General features: G+C 60.5%; 19 protein-coding genes. 8 read left to right on the forward strand and 11 right to left on the reverse strand.

All coding sequences use genetic code 11. From position 1 onward, the window contains the following. Positions 1-3 precede the first annotated feature (3 nt). Positions 4-2,691 carry a bifunctional acetate--CoA ligase family protein/GNAT family N-acetyltransferase gene (locus tag EPN31_RS04720; protein WP_291770249.1) on the reverse strand — a complete coding sequence of 896 codons (2,688 nt, stop codon included), beginning with the start codon at positions 2,689-2,691 and terminating at the stop codon, positions 4-6. 104 nt (positions 2,692-2,795) lie between these two features. Then, complete coding sequence (locus tag EPN31_RS04725) at positions 2,796-3,557, reverse strand: cyclic nucleotide-binding domain-containing protein (RefSeq protein WP_291770252.1); 762 nt, start codon at positions 3,555-3,557, stop codon at positions 2,796-2,798. Between the two features lie 436 nt (positions 3,558-3,993). On the opposite strand from EPN31_RS04725, the gene EPN31_RS04730 reads away from it, so the two are divergent. Next, positions 3,994-5,532 (forward strand): bifunctional aminoglycoside phosphotransferase/ATP-binding protein, encoded by a 1,539-nt coding sequence (locus tag EPN31_RS04730; protein ID WP_291770254.1) that lies wholly within the window; start codon positions 3,994-3,996, stop codon positions 5,530-5,532. Between the two features lie 22 nt (positions 5,533-5,554). Here the strand turns inward: EPN31_RS04730 and EPN31_RS04735 are convergent, their stop codons facing one another. Next, complete coding sequence (locus EPN31_RS04735) at positions 5,555-6,163, reverse strand: pseudouridine synthase (RefSeq protein WP_291770257.1); 609 nt, start codon at positions 6,161-6,163, stop codon at positions 5,555-5,557. A 316-nt stretch (positions 6,164-6,479) separates the two neighbouring features. On the opposite strand from EPN31_RS04735, the gene EPN31_RS04740 reads away from it, so the two are divergent. Genes EPN31_RS04740 through EPN31_RS04750 form a run of 3 tightly spaced genes read left to right on the forward strand, consistent with a single transcriptional unit; the run spans position 6,480 to position 10,153 of the window. Beyond that, the gene (locus EPN31_RS04740; RefSeq protein ID WP_291770259.1) at positions 6,480-7,883 is read left to right on the forward strand and encodes an MmgE/PrpD family protein; all 1,404 of its coding nucleotides are present in this window, start codon (positions 6,480-6,482) and stop codon (positions 7,881-7,883) included. Positions 7,884-7,896: 13 nt separating this feature from the next. Beyond that, a complete protein-coding gene (locus EPN31_RS04745; RefSeq protein ID WP_291770260.1) occupies positions 7,897-8,742 on the forward strand; it encodes a phosphosulfolactate synthase in 846 nt (281 codons plus the stop codon). A gap of 13 nt (positions 8,743-8,755) precedes the next feature. After that, a complete protein-coding gene (locus EPN31_RS04750; RefSeq protein WP_291770324.1) occupies positions 8,756-10,153 on the forward strand; it encodes an NAD(P)/FAD-dependent oxidoreductase in 1,398 nt (465 codons plus the stop codon). Here EPN31_RS04750 and EPN31_RS04755 read toward each other — a convergent pair. From EPN31_RS04755 to EPN31_RS04785, 7 genes are all read right to left on the reverse strand, one after another. Continuing rightward, complete coding sequence (locus EPN31_RS04755) at positions 10,061-10,408, reverse strand: hypothetical protein (protein WP_291770263.1); 348 nt, start codon at positions 10,406-10,408, stop codon at positions 10,061-10,063. The two genes, EPN31_RS04750 and EPN31_RS04755, sit on opposite strands and share 93 nt — an antisense overlap. Before the next feature lie 2 nt (positions 10,409-10,410). Then, positions 10,411-10,977, reverse strand: coding sequence for a hypothetical protein (locus EPN31_RS04760; RefSeq protein WP_291770266.1), 567 nt, complete (start codon positions 10,975-10,977; stop codon positions 10,411-10,413). A 531-nt stretch (positions 10,978-11,508) separates the two neighbouring features. Continuing rightward, complete coding sequence (gene lepB, locus EPN31_RS04765; RefSeq protein ID WP_291770268.1) at positions 11,509-11,910, reverse strand: signal peptidase I; 402 nt, start codon at positions 11,908-11,910, stop codon at positions 11,509-11,511. 1 nt (position 11,911) lies between these two features. Continuing rightward, the gene (locus EPN31_RS04770) at positions 11,912-12,529 is read right to left on the reverse strand and encodes a DUF6448 family protein (RefSeq protein WP_291770271.1); all 618 of its coding nucleotides are present in this window, start codon (positions 12,527-12,529) and stop codon (positions 11,912-11,914) included. 143 nt (positions 12,530-12,672) lie between these two features. Beyond that, positions 12,673-13,512 carry a DeoR/GlpR family DNA-binding transcription regulator gene (locus EPN31_RS04775; RefSeq protein ID WP_291770274.1) on the reverse strand — a complete coding sequence of 280 codons (840 nt, stop codon included), beginning with the start codon at positions 13,510-13,512 and terminating at the stop codon, positions 12,673-12,675. Further along, positions 13,509-14,960 (reverse strand): FGGY-family carbohydrate kinase, encoded by a 1,452-nt coding sequence (locus EPN31_RS04780; protein WP_291770277.1) that lies wholly within the window; start codon positions 14,958-14,960, stop codon positions 13,509-13,511. Before EPN31_RS04780 ends, EPN31_RS04775 begins: the two co-directional genes overlap by 4 nt. Positions 14,961-14,992: 32 nt before the next feature. Next, positions 14,993-15,766 (reverse strand): aldolase/citrate lyase family protein, encoded by a 774-nt coding sequence (locus tag EPN31_RS04785; RefSeq protein ID WP_291770279.1) that lies wholly within the window; start codon positions 15,764-15,766, stop codon positions 14,993-14,995. A gap of 253 nt (positions 15,767-16,019) precedes the next feature. On the opposite strand from EPN31_RS04785, the gene EPN31_RS04790 reads away from it, so the two are divergent. Both EPN31_RS04790 and arfB read left to right on the forward strand, forming a co-directional pair. Then, complete coding sequence (locus tag EPN31_RS04790; protein ID WP_291770282.1) at positions 16,020-16,970, forward strand: aldo/keto reductase; 951 nt, start codon at positions 16,020-16,022, stop codon at positions 16,968-16,970. Then, entirely contained in the window at positions 16,967-17,374 is a 408-nt protein-coding gene (gene arfB, locus EPN31_RS04795) for an alternative ribosome rescue aminoacyl-tRNA hydrolase ArfB (RefSeq protein WP_291770285.1), read from the forward strand. The genes EPN31_RS04790 and arfB overlap by 4 nt, the downstream gene beginning before the upstream one ends. 23 nt (positions 17,375-17,397) lie before the next feature. On the opposite strand, the gene EPN31_RS04800 is transcribed toward arfB, so the two are convergent. Beyond that, positions 17,398-17,715 carry a cupin domain-containing protein gene (locus EPN31_RS04800; protein WP_291770288.1) on the reverse strand — a complete coding sequence of 106 codons (318 nt, stop codon included), beginning with the start codon at positions 17,713-17,715 and terminating at the stop codon, positions 17,398-17,400. 121 nt (positions 17,716-17,836) lie between these two features. Here EPN31_RS04800 and EPN31_RS04805 point away from each other — a divergent pair, with 121 nt between their 5' ends. Then, positions 17,837-19,252 carry an amidase gene (locus EPN31_RS04805; RefSeq protein ID WP_291770290.1) on the forward strand — a complete coding sequence of 472 codons (1,416 nt, stop codon included), beginning with the start codon at positions 17,837-17,839 and terminating at the stop codon, positions 19,250-19,252. Between the two features lie 119 nt (positions 19,253-19,371). Beyond that, the gene (locus EPN31_RS04810; RefSeq protein ID WP_291770293.1) at positions 19,372-20,421 is read left to right on the forward strand and encodes a TRAP transporter substrate-binding protein; all 1,050 of its coding nucleotides are present in this window, start codon (positions 19,372-19,374) and stop codon (positions 20,419-20,421) included. Positions 20,422-20,424 lie beyond the last annotated feature (3 nt).

The following is a 20,424-nucleotide window of genomic DNA, read 5'->3' on the forward strand; positions in this document are numbered from 1 at the left end:
CCGTCAGGTACAACGGTCGGTATTCAGTTTCAGATGAATGTCGATCAGACCATCGCGAGGCGCGGACAGCGCAAAACCGAATTTCCTGGCCAGGCCAAGCATGCGAAAATTGTCAACCAGAACAGTACCGACCATGCAGGCCGTGTCGCGCTCACGACAATAGCGAATGGCCTTGGATAGCAACTTTGAACCCAGGCCGCTGGATTTCAGCGCTGAACTCACTGCGAGTCCCACTTCCGCCTGCTGATTATCAGGGTCAAAAATCAGTCGCACTTCGCCCACGATCACTTCGCTCTCGGATCCGCCCTGACTGACTGCCACTAGTGTCATTTCCCTGCTGTAGTCAATTTGGGTGACTCTTGCCAGTTCGGATTGAGCCAGCTGGCGTACTGCGCAAAAGAAGCGATTATGGGCGTCCTCCGCATTCAGAGTCTGCAGAAAAAACTGGTACGATCGTGCGTCAGATGGGAGAATCGGGCGCAATAAGAGCGGACCTGTCCCGTGCTCCAGCATTTCCTCGAGCTCTTTAGGGTAAGGCCGAATGGCCAGGCGATCGGTCCCTTGCAATAGGGATGGTGCAACCCTTATTCGCGCGTCAAGCGCCATCACCCCGTTCTCATCCAGCAATAGCGGGTTGATGTCCAGCTCGACCATCTCCGGAATATCCACGATCAATTGAGAAAGTGCGACCATCGTCCGATATAGATTCGGCAAATCGGCTGCAGGGTGATTCCGGTAACCCTGCAGCAACTTGAATACGCGTGTACGGGCTGCCAGATCTTCGGCGAGAGCCATGTTCAAAGGAGGCAGACTTACCGAGCGGTCGTTGATCACTTGTGTGGCAACGCCTCCTTGGCCGAATAAAACGATCGGGCCGAATGTCTGGTCTTCAGCCATGCCCAGAATCAGTTCGTGCGCGTCGGGCCGATTGATCATGGCCTGGACGGTGAAGCCGGTAAGCCGAGCGTCGGGGCGACTCTGGCTCACCTGAGACACCATGTTCCTTGCGGCTATGCGAACGTGCTCTACGGATTCCAGGTTGAGAGCGACTCCGCCGACATCGGACTTATGAGTGATATCTGGAGAAAGGATCTTCAGGGCGACGGGAAATCCGATTTGCTGTGCGAGGACCGCTGCGACCTCGATTGTGGATGCGACTCGAGTTTCAACCACCGGAATGCCGTAGGCTGCCAGTACCGATTTGGCTTCCGCCTCGTCCAGCAAGCTGCGCTGATCCGCAAGGGCTTTTTCTACGATCCTTCTTACCTGCTCGGTATCGACCGTCAGACCTACGGGCCGTGAAGGAGGTGTCTCAAGCAATAACTCCTGATTCCTTCGGTAGGCCAGCAGGTACAAGAAGGCCTGCACGGCTTCCTCGGGGGTCTGATAGGTGGGTATGCCGGCTCGGCTGAAGACCTGCCTGGCAGCCGAGACCCCCAGTCCACCGAGCCAGCATCCAAAGGTATTGCGCGGTGAGGCGGCAATTAGCGGTGCGCATTCTCGGGCGATTTCTTCGCTTTGCACGATTGCCGTGGGAGCATGCATGAAAAGCAGGGAATCGGATCCTCCATCACCCAATAGGACAGACAGTGTCTCGTGGTAACGCTCGACGGGCGCGTCGCCTATGATGTCGATCGGGTTTGCCTTGGACCAGGTAGACGGTAGTATGGCGTCAAGTTTTCGTCTTGTGTCGTCTGTCAAGGCGACCAGTTCCTCTCCGGCGAGGCTCAAAGCGTCGGCCGCCATGACTCCGGGGCCTCCACCATTGGTCATAATGATCAGTTTATCCCCGCGCAGAGGTTTCGCGCGTGATAAGGTTTCTATTGCACTGAATAAATCCTGCGTTGTATTGACCCGCAGCATGCCTGCCCGCCTGATTGCCGCGTCGAATACGATATCCGATCCGGCCATGGCCCCTGTATGCGATGTCGCCGCTGCGGCTCCTGCTGCCGATCGCCCCGCCTTGACGACTATGACGGGCTTATTGCGGGCGGCCGCACGGGCGGCCGACATGAATTTGCGCGCATGCTTGATGGATTCAATGTACAGAAGGATGCTTCTGGTGTCCGGGTCGCTGGCGAGGTAATCCAGTATGTCCCCGAAATCGATGTCGGCGCTATTGCCGATCGAAATGAATTTTGAGAAGCCGATGGTATTTTCTGCCGCCCAATCCAACACCGCTGTCGTCAGGGCCCCAGACTGCGAGACGAAGGCGATCTTTCCGGGCGATGCGGTGGACTCGGCGAAACTGGCATTAAGTCCAAGACCGGGAATGATCAGTCCTATGCAATTGGGCCCCAGGATCCTCAGTAGATGAGGCTGCGCTGCTTCCAGCATGGCTCGCTGGGCATCCACCCCATTTCCGGTGCAATCCGCCTCCAGCCCCGCCGTCAGCACGATTGCAGCTTTGGTGCCCAGGTGTCCTAGCTGTTTGATCAAATCGGGTACAGTGGCAGGCGGAGTGCATACGATCGCCAGATCGGGAACGGTGGGCAGTGCTGAGAGGTCGTGAAAGGCGGGAAGGCCGGCAATGCGCTCGTGCTTTGGGTTTACCGGCAGGATAGGTCCTCCGAAGCCGCCTCGTATCAGATTGAGCATCACTATCGATCCCACGCTATGGGGGCGATCCGTGGCGCCTATGACGGCGATGGAACGGGGGCGGAACAGATAATCTAGATTGCGTATGGTCATTATGAATATCTGTTGCAATCTGGGTTATTCGTAGTCTTTCCAGCGTACTCCGGAGGCCAGCGGATGTATTGCGCAATATCAAGTTTCCAGAACAGAAGCTGGAATCACTCAGAAGTGCCTCGATGTAACAAGGGCTGGCCGTCGCCGCACAGGTCAACCAGACGATCGGCACGCAGAATGCGCACTTCCTTGCCTCGCACGGCAAGAATGTCTTTTGCCTGCATACGGCTGAACTCGCGGCTAACCGTCTCAAGTGTCAGGCCAAGATAGCTGGCCAGATCACGACGAGACATCGGCAGCGTCAGATTGAGCGGATCTCGGGACAACCGATCACAGCGGCTGGCAAAACTGCGAAGGAACATGGCAAGTCGCACTTGTGCCAGTGTCTTGCCCATGATGATCAGATGCTCCAGATTGGTGTCAGCCCACCTGCTGACCATTTGTTGCAGCTGCTGATGCAGGATAGGGAATTTTTCCAAAATTGGCTGCAGGCGTGCATGCGGAATTGCCCAGATGTTGGAAGACTCCAGGGCCTCCGCCGTACCGAGGTAGAAATCCTTACCCAAACCGCCGATGCCCACGATCTCGCCAGGCAGATGGAAACCAAGCACCTGCTCTCCGCCAGCGGGGTCCGCTACAGACGTCTTCAGTGATCCGGATCGCACGATATATAGAGCGCGGGAGGGATCGCCTTGATGGAATACTGCCTCGCGGTGCTCGTACAGGCGCTTGTCGCCTATGAGTGGATCCAGCTGGTCCAAGTCTGTGGCGCCAATGCTGGTGGGCAAGCGGACTTGGCTGAGCGCAAATGACGTGTAACTATGCCGCAGCGAATCGACATCCGCAATAATGATTCCGAAGTCCACGGGTACCCTCCAGCGCCGCAGCGAATGCCCAAGCAATACTAGAGATCGTACTTGGCTTCCATCTAGCCACGGCAAAACTTAGTGACGCCATCGGCCTGCCTGAACGTCACTCGAATTGTAGTCACTTTCCGAGGCTGATCAAGGTCGGTTAGAGCCAGTTGGCATCCTTCCGGAGCTACCGGTATCGCAGTCCACCATGAGCCCGATTTTCCTCCGGGTGCGGCCAGGGCAGCGGCACCTGTCGGTCTTGCCGCAGCGCATGCAGCCGCTATCTAGCGTCCTCGAATCTGATGCATCTCAATTTTCACCCGTTGATCCAGCACTATGCTTCATCAATGGAACGCCTGACTAGGCTGAAGACTACACGACTTCGCGCTGCGCAGGATGATAGGCATCCTGCCCGTAGGGTCTGTGACTTACGAGGCTGAGAACACGCATGGTGACCCAGGATCAGCACGCCGTCCTCGCATTTTTGACGAACCCGCTCAGCCATGGCGATGCGGCGCTGAATATTCACACGACAGAAACGCACCTGTCTGTAATTATTTTCGTTGGTTCGCGGGTTTTCAAACTGAAGCGTGCCGTGCGTCTGCCGTATGTGGATTTCTCGACACCGCAGCGCCGGTTGGAGGCATGTCACCGAGAATTGGCCTTGAATCGGCGCACTGCACCGCAGCTTTATGTCGCCGTTCGGCAAATCACCCGCGAGGCGGATGGTCGCCTGGTATTTGACGGCCCAGGCGAGCTTTTCGATGCAGTAGTTGAGATGGTTCGCTTCGACGAGGATGCTTTATTCGACAGGCTGGCGGTGCGGGGTCAGCTGACCCCGATCGTACTGACCGAGCTCGCCGGCATCATCGCCCGGTTTCATGCGGAGGCTGCCATTGATCGTCACGGTGGCGGTGCGGATCGGATAGCCGCGGTGCTGACTACGAACGAAGAATCGCTGACCGTCAGCGGCATCTTCCTCCCTGCAACAATCGCGACACTCACCACGAATCTATGGCGAGCTTTCGACGAGCATGTTGCACTCTTGAATGCGCGCGCACGAGAGGGCAAAGTACGGCGCTGTCATGGAGATCTCCATCTGCGCAACATCTGTCTGGTGCAAGGCGTTCCAACCTTGTTCGACTGCGTCGAATTTGATGAGGCGCTGGGCACAGTTGACGTGCTGTACGATCTGGCTTTCCTGCTCATGGATCTGTGGCATCTCGGCCTGGCGTCTGATGCCAATCTCGTTTTTAACCGTTACCTGGATGAGCGCAACGAGGTGGACGGCTTGTCGCTGCTCCCATTTTTCATGGCAGTGCGGGCGTCGATCCGTGCCCACGTCACTGCCCAGCTAGCGTCGCAGGCGACTGGACAACAGCGAGATGACCTTGCGGCCGAGGCAGAGTCCTACGCGGCCCTGGCGCTTCGCTTGCTGGCTCCGGTGTCGGTACGGTTGGTGGCTATCGGTGGCCTGAGCGGCACAGGCAAGTCAACCGTGGCAGCAGCCATTGCGCACACAATCGGACCTGCGCCCGGTGCGCGCGTCGTGGCCAGTGATCGTATCCGCAAGCGCTGCTATGGTGTGTCGGCACAGACCCGTCTTCCAGCGCAAGCCTATCACCTTGCGGTGTCGCAACGAGTCTACGCGGCCCTGGCTCGAAACGTACGAGTGGTTCTGTCGGCTGGTCATGGCGCGGTAGCGGATGCGGTGTATGACCGTGCCGACGAGCGAGATCGGATCGAACGCATCGCGCTGGAGACCGGTGTTCCCTTTACCGGCATCTGGCTGTACGCCCAGCCGGCACAGCTGTTTTCGCGGGTTGATCAGCGCTCTGGCGACCCGTCCGACGCGACAGCCGAGGTCGTCCGCGAACAGCTCGCGCGCGACTGCGGGCGGCTTGCCTGGCTGCAGATTGACGCGAGTAGCACCGTTGCGGCCGCTGCGGCACACATTGCCCAGGTGTTGGCGGTTCCTGATACCTGAGTTCAGGTCGGCCCGAGCGCTGCTAGGCCACGTCGCGCCACTGGCCGGGAGGCAGTTCATCCAGGCTCCAGGGCCCGATGCGAATTCTGACCAGGCGCAGCGTAGGCAACCCCACGGCGGCCGTCATGTGGCGCACCTGGCGGTTGCGGCCTTCGTGGATCGTCACTTCCAGCCAGGCGGTTGGGATATTTTTGCGGAAACGCACTGGTGGGTCGCGCGGCCATAGCGGAGGTTCTGCGATGGTCTTCACCTGTGCCGGCAGTGTAGGGCCGTCCTTCAGTATCACCCCCGCGCGCAGGCGTTGCAGCTGGGCTTCGTCCGGCTCTCCTTCCACCTGCACCCAGTACGTTTTCGCCATCTTGTGCTGGGGGTCGGCAATGCGCGCCTGCAGGCGTCCGTCGTTGGTCAGCAGAAGCAGGCCTTCGCTGTCGCGGTCCAGCCGCCCAGCCGGGTAGACGTCCGGTACATCCACGAAATCTTTCAGCGTGGCGCGCCCCTGGTCGTCTGTGAACTGCGTCAGCACGCCGAAAGGTTTGTTGAGGATCAGCAGCCGAGGCTGCGTGGGCGGCGCCTTGGTGGCACGGTGGGGACGGATGGGCCTGTGGCGGCCAGGTGGCGCGGAATAGGGCATGGGGTGTCCAGGGCTGGAAGTGTGCGTTCGGGGCAACCACCGCATCATCGCACCAGTTGACCAGACTTGGGACAGCTTTTTTTATCGGTGGTCCTGCCGTCAGCGACGATTTCATGTCTGAGCGACCCAGCCAGCATCAACCAGAACGGAAATCGCGCGGCTGCTGGTCGCGCCCCTGAGGATATGTACTTTGCATCTAGGGTTAACCCGTACATAATTCGGTATTCTGATTAGAATGAGAAGCGTTACGAATCATCAAGTCGATTTCAACGCTTGCCTTCGGGGCGCTGCGCTGCAAATCGGCAGGGAGAACCAGATGACAGAAGCCAGAACGGAGGTCCAACGTCTTGCCGGGTTTGCCGCGCAGGCAAAGCTCGAAGACCTGAGCCCTGAGGCGCTCGAGCAGCTCAAGATTCGAGTGCTGGATACGGTGGGCGTGGCCATCGGGGCGCTGGATGCGCCGCCGATCGTCGCCATTCGTTCGCTGATCGACGAGCTTGGCGGCAAGCCCGCCTGCACCCTGGTGGGCGGCGGCCGCACGAGCCCGGAGCTCGCGGCATTCTTCACGAGCGCGCTCAGCCGCTACCTCGACTTCATGGATGCTTACATCGCCCCGGGCGAGACGAATCATCCGTCAGACAACCTCGGGGCCGTGCTTGCCGCGGCAGAAAGCGCAGGGGCCTCGGGGGCGGAGCTGCTCGTAGCGCTTGCCGTGGCCTACCAGGTGCACACGCGGCTGTCCGATGTGGCGCCGGTGCGCGCGCGTGGCTTCGACCACACGACGCAGGGCAATTTCGCGGCAGCCGTGGCGGCGGCGCGCGCGATGGGGCTGCCGCAGGCGCAGATTGCGAATGCCGCGGCCATTGCCGGGACGGCCAATGTGGCGCTGCGCGTGACGCGCACCGGTGTGCTCAGCAACTGGAAGGGCCTCGCCTACGCACACGTCTCCAAGGAAGCCGTCTTCGCGGCGCATCTGGCGGCCCATGGAATCACCGGGCCGGAGGCGGTTTTCGAAGGCAACAAGGGTTTCAAGGAGACGGTTTCCGGCCCGTTCACGATTGACTGGCAGGCTGAGGACCTCGAGCGCGTACGTCAGACCATCGTCAAGAAGCACAACGCCGAAATCCACTCGCAGTCGGCGCTGGATGCAGCGCAAGAGATTCGCGCCTCGAACGCCTTCCATGTCGAGGCAATCGACCGCGTGCGGCTACGCACCTTCCAGGTGGCCTATTCAATCATCGGCGGCGGTGAAGAGGGCGACAAGCGTAGCGTCCAGACCAAGGAGGACGCCGATCATTCCCTGCCGTGGATGCTGGCGGTCGTCCTGCTGGATGGCAAGCTCACGCCTGCGCAATACACGGCGGCGCGCATCAGTGCGCACGACGTGCAGGCGCTCATGCAGCGCATCACCATCACCCCCGATGCGGCGCTCTCGGCGCAGTTCCCGCAGCACATGCCTGCGGAACTGGAGATCGTCCTGCGGGATGGCACGACGCTGCAGGCCTCGCGCAAGGCCTATCGCGGGTTCTACACCGATCCGCTCGACTGGGGCGAAGCGCGCACCAAGTTCGACGAGCTCGCGGCGCCTTTCGCCGATCAGGCGCTGCGCGACGAGCTCGCGGAAATCATCCACCACCTCGAGCGGCATCGCAGCGTGGATCTGACGGCAGCTCTTGCCCGTGTCAGTCGCACGCGCAAGGGCGCCGACCTTCATTCGTAGCAAGGAGAAAGCAATGGCTGACATGACTGCACACGATGTTTCGTTCAATTTCGTGCCGCGCGCCTGGCGCCCGGCCAAACCCCGCACCTTCGGCATTACCGAAGTGCGCGCACCGTACTATGCTACCTTTGGCACGCGTCACCTGATGGACGTCTTCGAGGCGGCCGGGCAGTGGATCGATGGCATCAAGTGGGCGGGGGGTTCGTTTTCGCTCATGCCGCGCCAACAGGTGAAGGCGATGAATGACGTCGCTCACGCCAATGGCGCGTATGTGTCTTCCGGCGGCTGGATCGAAACCGTCCTGCGCTATGGTGATGCGGCGGTCGATCAGTACTTGGCGGAGGCCAAGGACGTGGGCTTCGATGTCATCGAGGTTTCCACCGGCTTCATCATGGTGCCCACCAGCGGGCTCGAGCGCCTGGTGAAGCGCGTTGTCGCCGCAGGCCTGAAGGCGAAGCCAGAACTGGGCATTCAGATCGGCTCCGGCGGGGATTCGGGCGAAGCCGAGCTTGCCGCCGAGGCGAAGAAAGACATCGGCGACCTCATTGACCGGGGCAAGCGCGCCCTCGATGCCGGCGCCTCCATCATCATGATCGAGTCCGAGGGCATCACCGAGAATGTTGTGCAATGGAATACCGCGGCGGCCGCAGCCATCATCAACGGGCTGGGCATCGAAAACGTCATGTTCGAAGCGGCTGACGGGCCGGTTTTCGAGTGGTACATCAAGAACTACGGGAACGAGGTGAACCTTTTCGTCGACCATAGCCAGATCCTGCAACTCGAGGCGTTGCGCCAGAACATCTGGGGCAACAAGAGCACCTGGGGGCGCGTGATCAACCCGGCTCCCGCCAGGGGCTGACAGCCGTGGCGTGATGGACTTTAGAGACACCCTCCCGCACGTCGTCATTCTGGGCGGCGGCTTCGGCGGCCTCTGGGCGGCCCGCGCACTGGCCCGTGCGTCGGTGCGCATTACGCTCGTGGACCGCTCGAACCATCACGTCTTCCAGCCGCTGCTCTATCAGGTGGCCGGCGCGGGGCTGTCGGGCACCGACATCGCCGCGCCGCTGCGCCACATCCTGCGGCGGCAGCGTAATGTCACGGTCTGGATGGATGAGGTGAGCGGCATCGATGTGGCACATCGGCGTGTGTTCGCAGGGCAACGCGAGCTGACCTACGATTGGCTGGTGGTGGCGACCGGGTCGTTGCCCACGTGGTTTGGCCACGCCCAGTGGGCGCGACATGCTCCTGGCCTGAAGACGCTGGACGATGCACTGGTGATTCGGCGTCGCCTCCTGTCCGCTTTTGAGGCGGCTGAGCGCGAGCCCGATCCCGTGCAACGTGCACGCTGGCTTTCCTTCGTGATCGTGGGTGGCGGCCCCACGGGCGTGGAGCTCGCCGGTACACTCCTGGAAATCGCGCGTCACACGCTGCCGCGTGAGTTCCGCAAGGCGCATCCCGGAGAAGCGGCCGTGCATCTCATCGAGGCCGGCAAACGGCTGCTGCCCGCCATGCCCGAGCGCCTGTCCGCGCTGGCGCGCGCAAAGCTCGAACAGATGGGCGCCTGTGTCCACCTGGACACGGCCGTGAGCGACGTGAGCGCGGCCGGCGTGCAGACGGCGCACGGCGCCATTTCGGCACGCACCGTGCTTTGGGCAGCCGGCACGGTCGCCTCGCCGCTTGGCCGGGACCTTGCTGTGGGCCGGGATTTTTCTACCGTCCTCGATCGTGCGGGGAGGGTCCGTGTGCAACCGGACTTGTCACTGCCCGGCCACCCCGAGGTCTTCGTCGTGGGCGACCTGGCGCTTTGCGAGTCCGACGGGCGGCGCGTGCCGGGCGTGGCACCCGCGGCCAAGCAAATGGGGCGCCATGCCGGGCGGGCCATCCGTGCACGGCTGGCTGGCAGGGTACCGCCTGCGTTCCGCTACCATGATGACGGCACACTCGCGAGCATCAGCCGGGCTTCGGCCGTGGTCCGGCTGCGCGGCCTGCAGCTTCACGGACTACCGGGCTGGCTCTTCTGGTTGTTTGCCCATGTCTTCTTCCTGATCGGCTTTCGCAATCGCCTGGCGGTCCTGTGGAACTGGGCCTGGTCTTATTTCACCTGGCAGCGCAACGCGCGGATCATCGTGGGACCTGATCCGCCGGCGGAGAGTGCACCACCGCCGGCGTCAGGAAGTTTACTTGCCCTGGATGAAATCCATGATCGGCGGGAAAGTGAACGCGAATCCGATGATGAGCAGCACGAACGAGATAATGCTGACGTTTCGTAGGTTCACATCGGCCTCTGCCCAGCGTCTGGACAAGATCGCCCACGCCACCAGCCAGACGACGATGGCGCCGGTTGAAACGCCCGATAGGGTGCCAGTCGGGTTGTAGATGTTGAAGAAATTGCCGACACTCTTGAACGCGTCTCCCAGCAGGGAGAAGATACCCATCGCTGCGCAGCCGATACCCGCCGCCAACAAGGCGGCAGCACCGGGGCCGTTACGGAGTTGGCCGATTTCGTTGTTTGTGGTGTTCGTCATCATCATTCTCCGTTCATCAAATGGATGTTTTGGCCGCCGCGCACGGGGGCAAACTTATTGAGGAAGGCACCGAATGCTCCGGCGGCCCCTGTGGCGATGAATGCCGCGATGACGAAGACCAGAACGGCCTTACGCAAGCCGGCGAACTTGGCCAGGCTGGTGCCGTATTTGCCATAGATGTAAGCGACCATCGTCATCGCAATAGGAGCGATCCAGGCAACGTGCTCCTTCCACTCCATTCCAAAATCGTGCCAGCCCGAGGTGCTGGGACTCGACAGCAATAGTTGTCGAGGGAAACCCGAAAGGTCGGTCGTGCCGGTGGGGGCGATGGCGCGGTACCAGGGGTAGACGATATAGGCTCCAGAAAATACCGTCAGCCATGCCAGCACAACCATGCCGACAAGGTACACCCGCATCAACGTCTGCGAGTTGCGGTCGACAGAACCAACGGGGCCGCCGGCCGTCGAGCGATAGAACTCCGCGATGGCGCCACTGAAGGCCAGCATGAACAGAGCGCCAAAACCCATGCCGTGCAAGACGGTGAGGAGGTCTCGAAATGACATTTCCATGATGACTTCTCCTTCTTGGTTAATACGCCAATTGATAGACTAGTAGAACCAGATACGGTTCTTCGCGTCGGCGTCTTACTGTCGTGGTTCAGATGAGAACAAGACGTGATTGTGTTTGCCGATGTTGTATAAACCTCCCATGCATGCACTTCAGTGCGGCACTGCTGTCGAATTTGTTTTCCGAATTCGATAATGAAAAGAATAATGCTGCGCACCAACGCGATGTTGCGTTAGATCAACTTATCGAGTTGTCGGCGCCGTCGGTTTTGATGATGCGCCAGTAACGGAAACATTCCGACGGGTTAAAGTATTCGAGGACCAGCGAATCATTACGGCACATCATTTTTCGTATGGCACTTATTTCGATAACGGCGAAAAGGCCTTCGTGGCGGAGAGGCTTCGAGCCTGGTCGGCCTGGCGGTCCCCGTCATGCGCTGGCGAGCTGGTCAGAGACGTATTCAAGATGGCCTGCGGGCCGAAAAAGAAGCTGCACACGCTGCAGAGGTGAGCGTGCCTCTGCACAAGACAGCGCTACAGCCAGCGCTTGACTGCGACCCCGCTGATGCGCGACGCCGGCACGAAGGGCTGCGTCCAGACGCGCGAGTCGGTTGATTCCCGCAGGTTGTCGCCAACGACGAAGTAGTGGCCGTCCGGGACGCGCCATCTGCACACATGCGCCCCGGCAACCCGCGGACAGTCGTCCCACGGACAATCGTTGACATATAGGCGCCCGGCTTCGAGTTCGACGACATCGCCTGGCCCGGCGGCGATCCGCTTGACGTACAGAGCGCCAGGCACGGTCGCGGTGAGCACGACGACGTCGCCGACAGCGACGCGCCGACCCGCTGGGCGCGTCAGCAGTATCTGACCGGCGTGCAGCGTCGGCTGCATCGAGCGGCCGTGGATACGGACCAGGGGGATCCAGCGCGCCATGTCAACGGTGGGCGTCGTGCGAGTGATGGGCGTGGGCTTCGGCGTTAGCCTGATGGGAGTGCTGGCCGTGTGCAGCGTGGCCGTGCGCGTGGTCCTCACCCTCGGCATACTTGAAGAAGCTCACGTAAGCGGCCACATAGTCCCGCGCGGCGGCGACGTCATTGATGTCGAAGCCCTTCTTGCCCAAGGCCACTGCGAAGCGACGGTGCAATTCGTCGCGGCGCTCGGCTGGCGCCAGCGCGAGCACATCGCGGTCGTCGCCGACCTCGAGCGCCCGGTCGGCCGCCACGACGATGGGATCGATACTGGTGCCGGCTGGCTGGATACCGGTGAACCCGACGCCCTCGCCCATGCGGTGCAGCCGGACCAGGGTCTCGAGAAACAGCCGGTCGGCGACCTCGGCAGCATCCGCGCCGAGCTTGCGCACCACCAGCGACTTGGCGAAGACCTCGGCCAACTCGATCTCGCCATCGGGCTGGATCCACTTGAGGGCGTAGTTGATGTTGCCGGTCTCGAGTGCGCGGCGCCCGTCAACGACAGCAGGGCCGTCGGCGGTGTCGCAATGGGCCTCGGCGGTGGGAACGACCGCCTCGACGAGCGATCGCAACAAGGTAGTCATGGACATCGTCTGCACCCTTTCGAGAAGATGATGCGATCAGGCTAGCACGGCGCAGCCACGCCACCTTTGACGTTGCTCAATTCGTCGCGGCCGCATCCGTCTTGGCGCGACTCCACCACTATCGCACCCATTCCTTCGTATCCTCAGGATGCGCTGGTGAGGCGTATCGACTTTGCGATGACGACCCTGACCTTTCTTGCGTCGAGGTCGTGGGCCCAGTCGCCACGCTCAGGTAACGCGTCTGTCACGACGCCATGAGCCTGTGATGCATGACCGACCTTGAACATGGCAGTCCGGCCGAACTTGCTGTGATCGGCAACGATGAACGCCTTCTCGGATGATCCGAGGATAGCCTGCGTTGTCGGTTCTTCATCCATCGAGAAATCCAGTATGTCGCCAGTCTTCGATATGGCGACCACACCCAGTATGGAAAAATCCAGTGAGAAGTGTCGGATGAATGTGGCTGTGCTGGTGCCAAGGATGGCGCCGTCTGCCTTCCTGACCGTGCCACTGGCTACGATTGTCTCGATGGAATCGCAGTGTCGGAAAATTTCTACGACATTCAGGTTGTTGGTCACAACCTTCATGTTTCGATTCTTGGTCAGACGTCTTGCCACAGCTTCGACTGTGGTGCCTATATCCAGGAATACGGACGTGCCGTCGGGTACTTCCTTGGCGACGGTGGCGGCAATAGCCTCTTTCTCGGCCGATAGCGCACCGACCCTGGCCTCGTAGGGCGGGTTTTCGATACTGGACCCGAATACAGCGCCGCCGTGGAACCTGGAAAGGATGCCGCAGCGGCAGAGGTGATTTATATCGCGACGGATAGTCTGTGTGGTGACGCCCAAGTCTCGTGCCAAGGCGTCAATCATCACGAAGCCGTGCTTTCTGGCGAGCTGTACGATGACTCGCTGTCTGGGGAGCGACGATGTTCGGGTGTCCGCCCCTTGCCAGACCTCATTCGATTGGAGTGTGTGGTTCATGCGGCGGTCTCGTCCGTACCTTTGAATGTAGGGAGCAGTGCGGTAATCGCCTGTGTGTAGCGCCGGAAATTTTGCTCGTATATATGATGATTTTGAGGGTCAGGTGTGAATATCCTGTCTGGCTTCAGAAAGAATGCGTTGGCGTCTTCATCGGGTCGCCAGACTTTGAGGGCGTGCCCCGCGATGATGCAAAGCCCGATGGTCGTGAGCTCGGTTTCACTGTATCGAATCAACTCCCGCCCCAGGACGTCAGACTTTATTTGTGCAAGTGTGTTGCTTCTGGCCAGGCCGCCGGCCAAGCGAATGCTGCCAATCTTTGCGCCACACTCGGATAAGGTCTCAGTGATATGACATAGTGAAAACGCGATGCCCTCGTATATCGCACGGGCCAGATGATTGCGGTTGCTTTGGTCCAGGCTCAACCCCAAGATCGCACCGGTCGCGAACGGGTTCCATAAGGGCGTGCGTTCACCGGCCATGTAGGGCAGGAAGATTGGGCTTCTGGTTGTGGGCTGTGTGCTGGCCACGAGGGCATCCATGGCTTCGAAGCTGTCTGCCAAAAGCTCTTTTCGCGCCCACTCGAGGATGCCACCGGACGAAGCATTTGAACCTCGGGCCAGGAATTTGTCGCGGCCAAATGGTACAGAATAGACTCGCCTCTTCTCGTCTATCAGCACAGACGCTGACACCACGCCGAAGGACGTCACGGTGCCGGAAATATCCAGGCCGGCACCAGTTTCATGAATACCGCCGCCAATGTATGCACATTTGCTGTCGAACGTTGCGCTGATGACGGGCACGGCTGGTAGTTGGAACCGGTCGCACAGGGCGGGCCTGAGCGCACCGATGACAGCCCCGATGGCAGTAGTGCGACCAAAAAGGGCTTCTGGGACTTGCAATTGCTGGCGCACTTCGGAGTTGTAGAGTCGTAACGCGGTGTAGGTATTGATCGTTGAAATACCGGTCAGATACTCATTGAGCCAGCCGGTAGCGTCCAGCAGGCGGTGCGTTCGTGCGCAGAGGGCAGGCTGGTCACGCAAGCGAAGCCAATGCGGAAGGGGATCGGCGATCGTCGTTCGCAGGCCGTAGGGATTTGAACCAGAGCAGGTCCGTACCGCCTGCTCGACGGGTTCGATATGACGGGCTGTTCGATGATCGGGGTACATGAGGGCGGGCGTCAGCGCACGGCCAGCCGAATCTACCGCAATGTAGCCTGCGAGAGGTGCCGCGACTGCCAAGGCATCAGGCGCGAGCCCGGTACGACCCAGTTCGCCAAGCGCCTCACCCAGAAGTGTTGCCCATTCTTCGGGCGATTGCTCATAGATGGGGCCGTTTATCCGTGATTGAACCGCATGGGACCAACGCCATAGTGCTTCTCCGTGGCTGTTGACCACGGAAATTCGCAGGCTCTGCGTGCCAAGGTCAATGGCGGCGAAAGAGACAGACACCAGCCTGTTCCTTTGATGATTTCCTGTGAAAGTCAGGCGTGGAAAGGTTCAAAAGGCACCTCCGCAAGCAATGCCGCATTGGAACGCATGGACGATATGACGGCCCCTCGGTCGGAGCCCATGGCGATGAATGCGTATCCCATTGAGGCATAGTGCTTGGCCTGTTCAGAGTTGCGAACCAGAATGCCTGCCGCTTTTCCATGTTTGGCTGCGGCCTTTGCAACTTTCCTGATGGCTGCGTCAAACCGAGCGTCGTCCGGGTTGACGGATAAATCGATACTGAGATCGAAAGGCCCGACGAAAAGCACACTGATGCCATCGATCGCTGCGATCTCATCGACGTTTTCCACTGCTTTTCGCGACTCGATCTGCGCAACGATGGCCAGCTCTTTGCTTTCGGTATCCAGGTAGGCTCTGTAGTCGGACCCGTAGCCGCTGGCTCGCGTCGTCTGCGCGATGCCCCTGGGTGATCCGGGTCCGACGCGCACCATGTCGACAATTTGTCTGGCGAGATCTGGAGTGGACACGTTGGGAATCATCAGGCCAGCCGGGCCCATATCCAAGATGCGCTTGAAGACCGCCAGTTCGACCGCGGGAACGCGGACGATGACTTTGCTTTTGGACGAACCAAGAGCCTGAATCTGGTGCATCAAGTCGTTGTCACTTCCGCAGCCGTGTTCCATATCGATGAGCAACCAATCGTAGCCAGACCGGCCTGCTATTTCTGCTGTAATAGCCGAACCCAGGCTGAGCCAGGCGCCGCTGACCAACCTGTTTTGCAAAGCGCCCTGTTGGATCCAAGTCATCTAAAGGTCTCGCTTTAGTAGCGGTGCAGATCGTTGAAAATGCACCTTATCGGCACCGACGGATTGATTATTTGTGAACATTATTGATCGTAAATGAACGGTAAGGTTACGACAATTCAGGAAGATCCCTAGGAAACCCCAAGCTAGATCCTGGTAACTTCAGTCTTTCCGACTGACGTGGCGCTGCAGGTATTGGCGGTGCGCCAGTCCCTTGCGGATCAGCGAGTTGTGGATTTTTTGTCGGGATTTCAGAATGAACACACGAGCCCTTGGAAAAACCGGCCTGAACATCACGCCCTTGGTGTTCGGTGGAAACGTATTCGGCTGGACGGCCGATGAGTCCACTTCCTTTCAACTGCTTGATGCGCTGACAGACTCCGGGTTGAACGCCGTCGATACGGCCGACAGCTATTCGCGCTGGGTCAGTGGCCATCAGGGCGGAGAGTCTGAAACCCTCATCGGCCGTTGGCTGCAACGCCATCCGGGCAAGCGCGACCAGCTGGTGCTGATCACCAAAGTCGGATCGGACCTGGGGCCGATGAAGAAGGGCTTGTCGAGGCGTTGGATCACCGCAGCCGTCGAAGACTCGTTGCGTCGACTCCGTACCGACTACATCGATCTGTACCTGTCACACTGGCCGGATCCGGACACCCCCTACGAAGAGACCCTGAGCGCCTACCAGATGCTGCTCAAGGCGGGCAAGATCCGCGCGATTGGCGCTTCCAACCTGGACGCGGGCCAGCTGACACAAGCGCTGGACGTGGCCAAGGCACACGGCCTGCCGCGCTATGACGTGTTGCAGCCCGAGTACAACCTGTACGACCGATCCAAATTCGACGGCGCCTTGCGCGATCTGACCACGCGCGAGAACATTGGCGTCATCACCTATTACAGCCTGGCGTCGGGCTTTCTGTCGGGCAAATACCGCTCTCGGGCCGATCTGAACAAAAGCCCGCGTGGTCAGGGCATCGCCAAGTACCTGAACGAGCGCGGCGAGCGCATTCTGGCGGCGTTGGATCAGGTCTCCGATGCGCAACACGCCAAACCCGCTGAAGTGGCGCTGGCCTGGATCATGGCGCAAGACGGGATCACGGCGCCCATTGCCAGTGCCACGAGTCTGGACCAATTGCAGAGTCTGGTGCGCGCCACCCAATTGACGTTGACCGCCGAGCAGCGGGACGTGCTCGAAGAGGCCAGCCGTTGAGTCCATACCGCTATCGGGTTCGTGAATCCGAAGTCGAATTCACGGCCATCCGGTCCCAAGGCGCGGGCGGCCAGAACGTCAACAAAGTTTCCAGCGCCGTCCACCTGCGCTTCGATATCCGGGCTTCCTCACTGCCCGAGCCCGTCCGTGAACGCCTGCTTGCCCTTGGTGATCGTCGGATCGGGGCCACGGGGATGGTCGTCATCAAGGCGCAATCCAGTCGCAGTCAGGCGCAGAACCGGATGGAAGCGCTGGCACGCCTGCAGGATCTGATCGATCGTGTCAGCGACACCCCAGCTGTCCGGCGCCCCACGCGACCGACGCAGGGTGCACGCCGGCGCCGCCTGCAAGCCAAAGCCGAGCGCAGCGCCATCAAACAATTGCGTGCCAAGGTCGCGGAGTGAGTCGAAGCGCGATACTCGAACCATCAGCGGTGGACGGCCAGCCAGATCGTAGGACCATCCGGAGCCGTCGAATCGACACGATGTCTGAGGCCCGATGGGATCCAGTAGTGGTCACCCGGTTCCAGCGTGATGAGGGTCTCGCGGCCCTCAACCTCGAGCGTGGCCGAGCCTTGCAAGACGATGACCCATTCGTCTTCGTCCTGTTCGTACCAGAAGCCAGGTGGGCTTTCCTGCCCGTGAGACACGATGCGCTCGATGCGCAGGCCTGGGACGTCCAGAAGATCGTCGAACGCTTCACAGCTTGTGTCAGCGGGCATGGCAGCAAAGAGGTTCTTGAGCATGTTGGCTCCCTTTTCTGAGTGAGCTGCCCGATGCGCGTGCCTATTCCTGCGACGTTAGTGACAGCCAGACGGATAGGCCACACAATAGCGCCTAAAAACATAAAACATAAAAGGAGACACCATGACGCTGTCCGGAGATTCACCTGACTGGTCCATCACGCAGCAATCGGAAGCGCTGGCTTCCGGCCATCTTTCCGCCGTCGAACTGATCGGGGCGTACCTCGAGCGCATCGACGCGCTGGATGGAAAGCTGCATGCTTACGTAGAGGTCTACGCGACAGAAGCTCGTCTCGCAGCCGAGGCAGCGGACAAGGCAAGACGCTCCGGCCATGCGCTAGGCCCGCTGCACGGCATCCCGATTGCCCTCAAGGACCTTGCCGACATTGAAGGCCGCATCACCACCGGCGGTTGTGCCCTATGGAAGAATCGCCGCTCGAAAGTCACTGCAACACTGGTCAGACGCCTGATCGCACAAGGCATGATCGTGCTGGGCAAGACCCACATGGTGGAATTCGCCTTTGGCGGCTGGGGCACCAACACTGGCATGGGCACGCCCTGGAATCCCTGGGACCTGCAGCAGGCGCGCACTCCAGGAGGGTCCAGCAGCGGCTCGGGTGTGGCGGTGGCGGCCAGGTTGGCGCCCTGGGCTCTGGGTACGGACACCGGTGGCTCGGTTCGCCTGCCTGCATCCTTGTGCGGCATCACCGGCCTGAAGACCTCGGCGGGACGCATCAGCAACTACGGCGTGCTGCCGCTGAGCCAGACGCTGGACACGCCGGGCCCCATGGGAGCTACTGCCAAGGACGTGGCGCAGTTGTATCTGGTGATGCAAGGTCCGGATCCGTTGGATCGCCGTACCCTGGGATTGCCGCCGGAACTGACGCTGCGCACCCTGCACAAGGGCGTCGCCGGCCTGCGGCTGGCCCGCATGCCCGACAGCGAACGCGAAGGCGTCTCATCGCCTGTTCTCGCCGCCTATGATCGATCGCTGGACGAGCTCTCCCGCCTCGGGGCGGAAATCGTGTCCTTGAGGCTCCCGGTCAGCTTCTCTGACGTGGCAGCCCTTAACGGCCGCATCATGGCGGCGGAAAGCTATGCGCTGCTGGCCGATACCGTCGACGACGTCGATCTTGCGCTGGATGAAGACGTGCGACCGCGCATACTGGCGGGGCGCGGCATCACCGCGTACGACTATCTGAGGGCGCTCGCACGGCGCAACCAGATGATCGACGAGTTCGACCATGCATTGGCTGAAGTCGATGCGCTACTGACCCCCACCACGGCGACCACGGCGATCCCGCTGACGCAGGTCGACCAGGGAAATGCGCCTTCCCGTTTCACGCGGTTCGCCAATTTCCTGGATCTATGCGCCATCGCCATGCCCAACGGCGCTGATGAAAACGGGTTGCCGACATCGCTGCACGTCATGTGCCGGCGCTACGACGAGGCCATGGCGCTGCGTATCGGTTGCGCCTATCAGAAGGCAACGGACTGGCATATGCGCCGCCCGGTGCTCGACACCCACTTCGCACACTGAATCAACATATACGGCGGCGTCACAATGCATCTTGCCGCCTCTGGCCCCCCCTGCTCCAAGGGGAATCATCGACGGGATCCGTGCACCTGCATCGGCCCACTTCGGAAGGAGACTCGCATATGAAGAAACATATCGCCCTTGCTGCACTGGCCGCCACATTGCTGATGAGCGGTAATGCCATGTCCAAGGAAGAATTGCCGAAGACCCATGTTCAGGTCGTCGGCTACCTGAGCAACGTTCCCGCCTACCTGCAATTCGAAAAACCGTTCTGGACCGAGACCATTCCTCGACTGTCCGACGGTCGGGTGACGGCGGACATCAAGAGTTTCGATGAAATGGGGCTGAAGGGGCCCGAGATCCTGCGCCTGATGTCCAATGGCGTCATCGAATTCGGTACCGCCACGCTCTCCTATTTCGCGAGCGACAACCCCGTCAACGAGGCCGTCGACCTGGCCGGTATGGCGCCCTCCGTCCAGGAGGAGCGCACGATCGTCGACACCTTCAAGCCGGTCTACGAGCGCCGCCTGCTCAAGCAAGGTATCAGGCTGATGGGCATCGGCACCAACGCGGCACAGGTCATCTTCTGCAACTCGCCCATCAAGGGCCTGGCCGGGCTGAAAGGCAAGAAGGTGCGCACCAGCAGCCGTACGCAAGCAGACTTCGTCGAAGCCCTGGGGGGATCGAGCGTCAACATGGCGTTTGCTGAAGTCGTGCCGGCACTGCAGACCAAGGTCCTGGATTGTGCGATCACAGGCTCGCTGTCGGGATTCACCGCCAAATGGTACGAAGTTTCGAACTACCTGCTCGAGCTCCCCATCAACTGGAATCCCATCATCTACGCTGTCAATCTGAAGGCCTGGGACAAGATCGATCCCAAGGTGCAGGCCTTCATCCAGACGAACATGAGCAAGATGATCGACAGCATCTGGGATGACGCGGCACGTCAGACACAAGAGGGCTACGACTGCAACACCGGGGCGGCTGCCTGCAAGGCCAAGGTCAAAGGCAAGATGACGCTTGTGGTGCCCACCGACGCCGACAAGAAACTGCTGGCCAAGCTCACCAAGGACGACGTGGTACCCAAGTGGGCCAAACGCTGCTCGAAGGACTGCGTCGCCGATTTCAACGAGACCATCGGCAAGAAACTCGGCATCACCGCCAGCAAGTAATCC

The sequence above is a fragment of the Castellaniella sp. genome, assembly GCF_004321985.1.
Classification (GTDB): domain Bacteria; phylum Pseudomonadota; class Gammaproteobacteria; order Burkholderiales; family Burkholderiaceae_B; genus Castellaniella.

Coding starts and splice junctions, on each gene's coding strand:
- EPN31_RS04745 (WP_291770260.1), top strand. CDS start 7,897: ATGGCTGACATGACTGCACACGATGTTTCGTTCAATTTCGTGCCGCGC.
- lepB (WP_291770268.1), bottom strand. CDS start 11,910: ATGGCGCGCTGGATCCCCCTGGTCCGTATCCACGGCCGCTCGATGCAG.
- EPN31_RS04720 (WP_291770249.1), bottom strand. CDS start 2,691: ATGACCATACGCAATCTAGATTATCTGTTCCGCCCCCGTTCCATCGCC.
- EPN31_RS04750 (WP_291770324.1), top strand. CDS start 8,756: ATGGACTTTAGAGACACCCTCCCGCACGTCGTCATTCTGGGCGGCGGC.
- EPN31_RS04790 (WP_291770282.1), top strand. CDS start 16,020: ATGAACACACGAGCCCTTGGAAAAACCGGCCTGAACATCACGCCCTTG.
- EPN31_RS04755 (WP_291770263.1), bottom strand. CDS start 10,408: ATGACGAACACCACAAACAACGAAATCGGCCAACTCCGTAACGGCCCC.
- EPN31_RS04785 (WP_291770279.1), bottom strand. CDS start 15,766: ATGACTTGGATCCAACAGGGCGCTTTGCAAAACAGGTTGGTCAGCGGC.
- EPN31_RS04805 (WP_291770290.1), top strand. CDS start 17,837: ATGACGCTGTCCGGAGATTCACCTGACTGGTCCATCACGCAGCAATCG.
- EPN31_RS04800 (WP_291770288.1), bottom strand. CDS start 17,715: ATGCTCAAGAACCTCTTTGCTGCCATGCCCGCTGACACAAGCTGTGAA.
- EPN31_RS04775 (WP_291770274.1), bottom strand. CDS start 13,512: ATGAACCACACACTCCAATCGAATGAGGTCTGGCAAGGGGCGGACACC.
- EPN31_RS04740 (WP_291770259.1), top strand. CDS start 6,480: ATGACAGAAGCCAGAACGGAGGTCCAACGTCTTGCCGGGTTTGCCGCG.
- EPN31_RS04770 (WP_291770271.1), bottom strand. CDS start 12,529: ATGACTACCTTGTTGCGATCGCTCGTCGAGGCGGTCGTTCCCACCGCC.
- EPN31_RS04735 (WP_291770257.1), bottom strand. CDS start 6,163: ATGCCCTATTCCGCGCCACCTGGCCGCCACAGGCCCATCCGTCCCCAC.
- EPN31_RS04730 (WP_291770254.1), top strand. CDS start 3,994: ATGGTGACCCAGGATCAGCACGCCGTCCTCGCATTTTTGACGAACCCG.
- EPN31_RS04760 (WP_291770266.1), bottom strand. CDS start 10,977: ATGGAAATGTCATTTCGAGACCTCCTCACCGTCTTGCACGGCATGGGT.
- EPN31_RS04810 (WP_291770293.1), top strand. CDS start 19,372: ATGAAGAAACATATCGCCCTTGCTGCACTGGCCGCCACATTGCTGATG.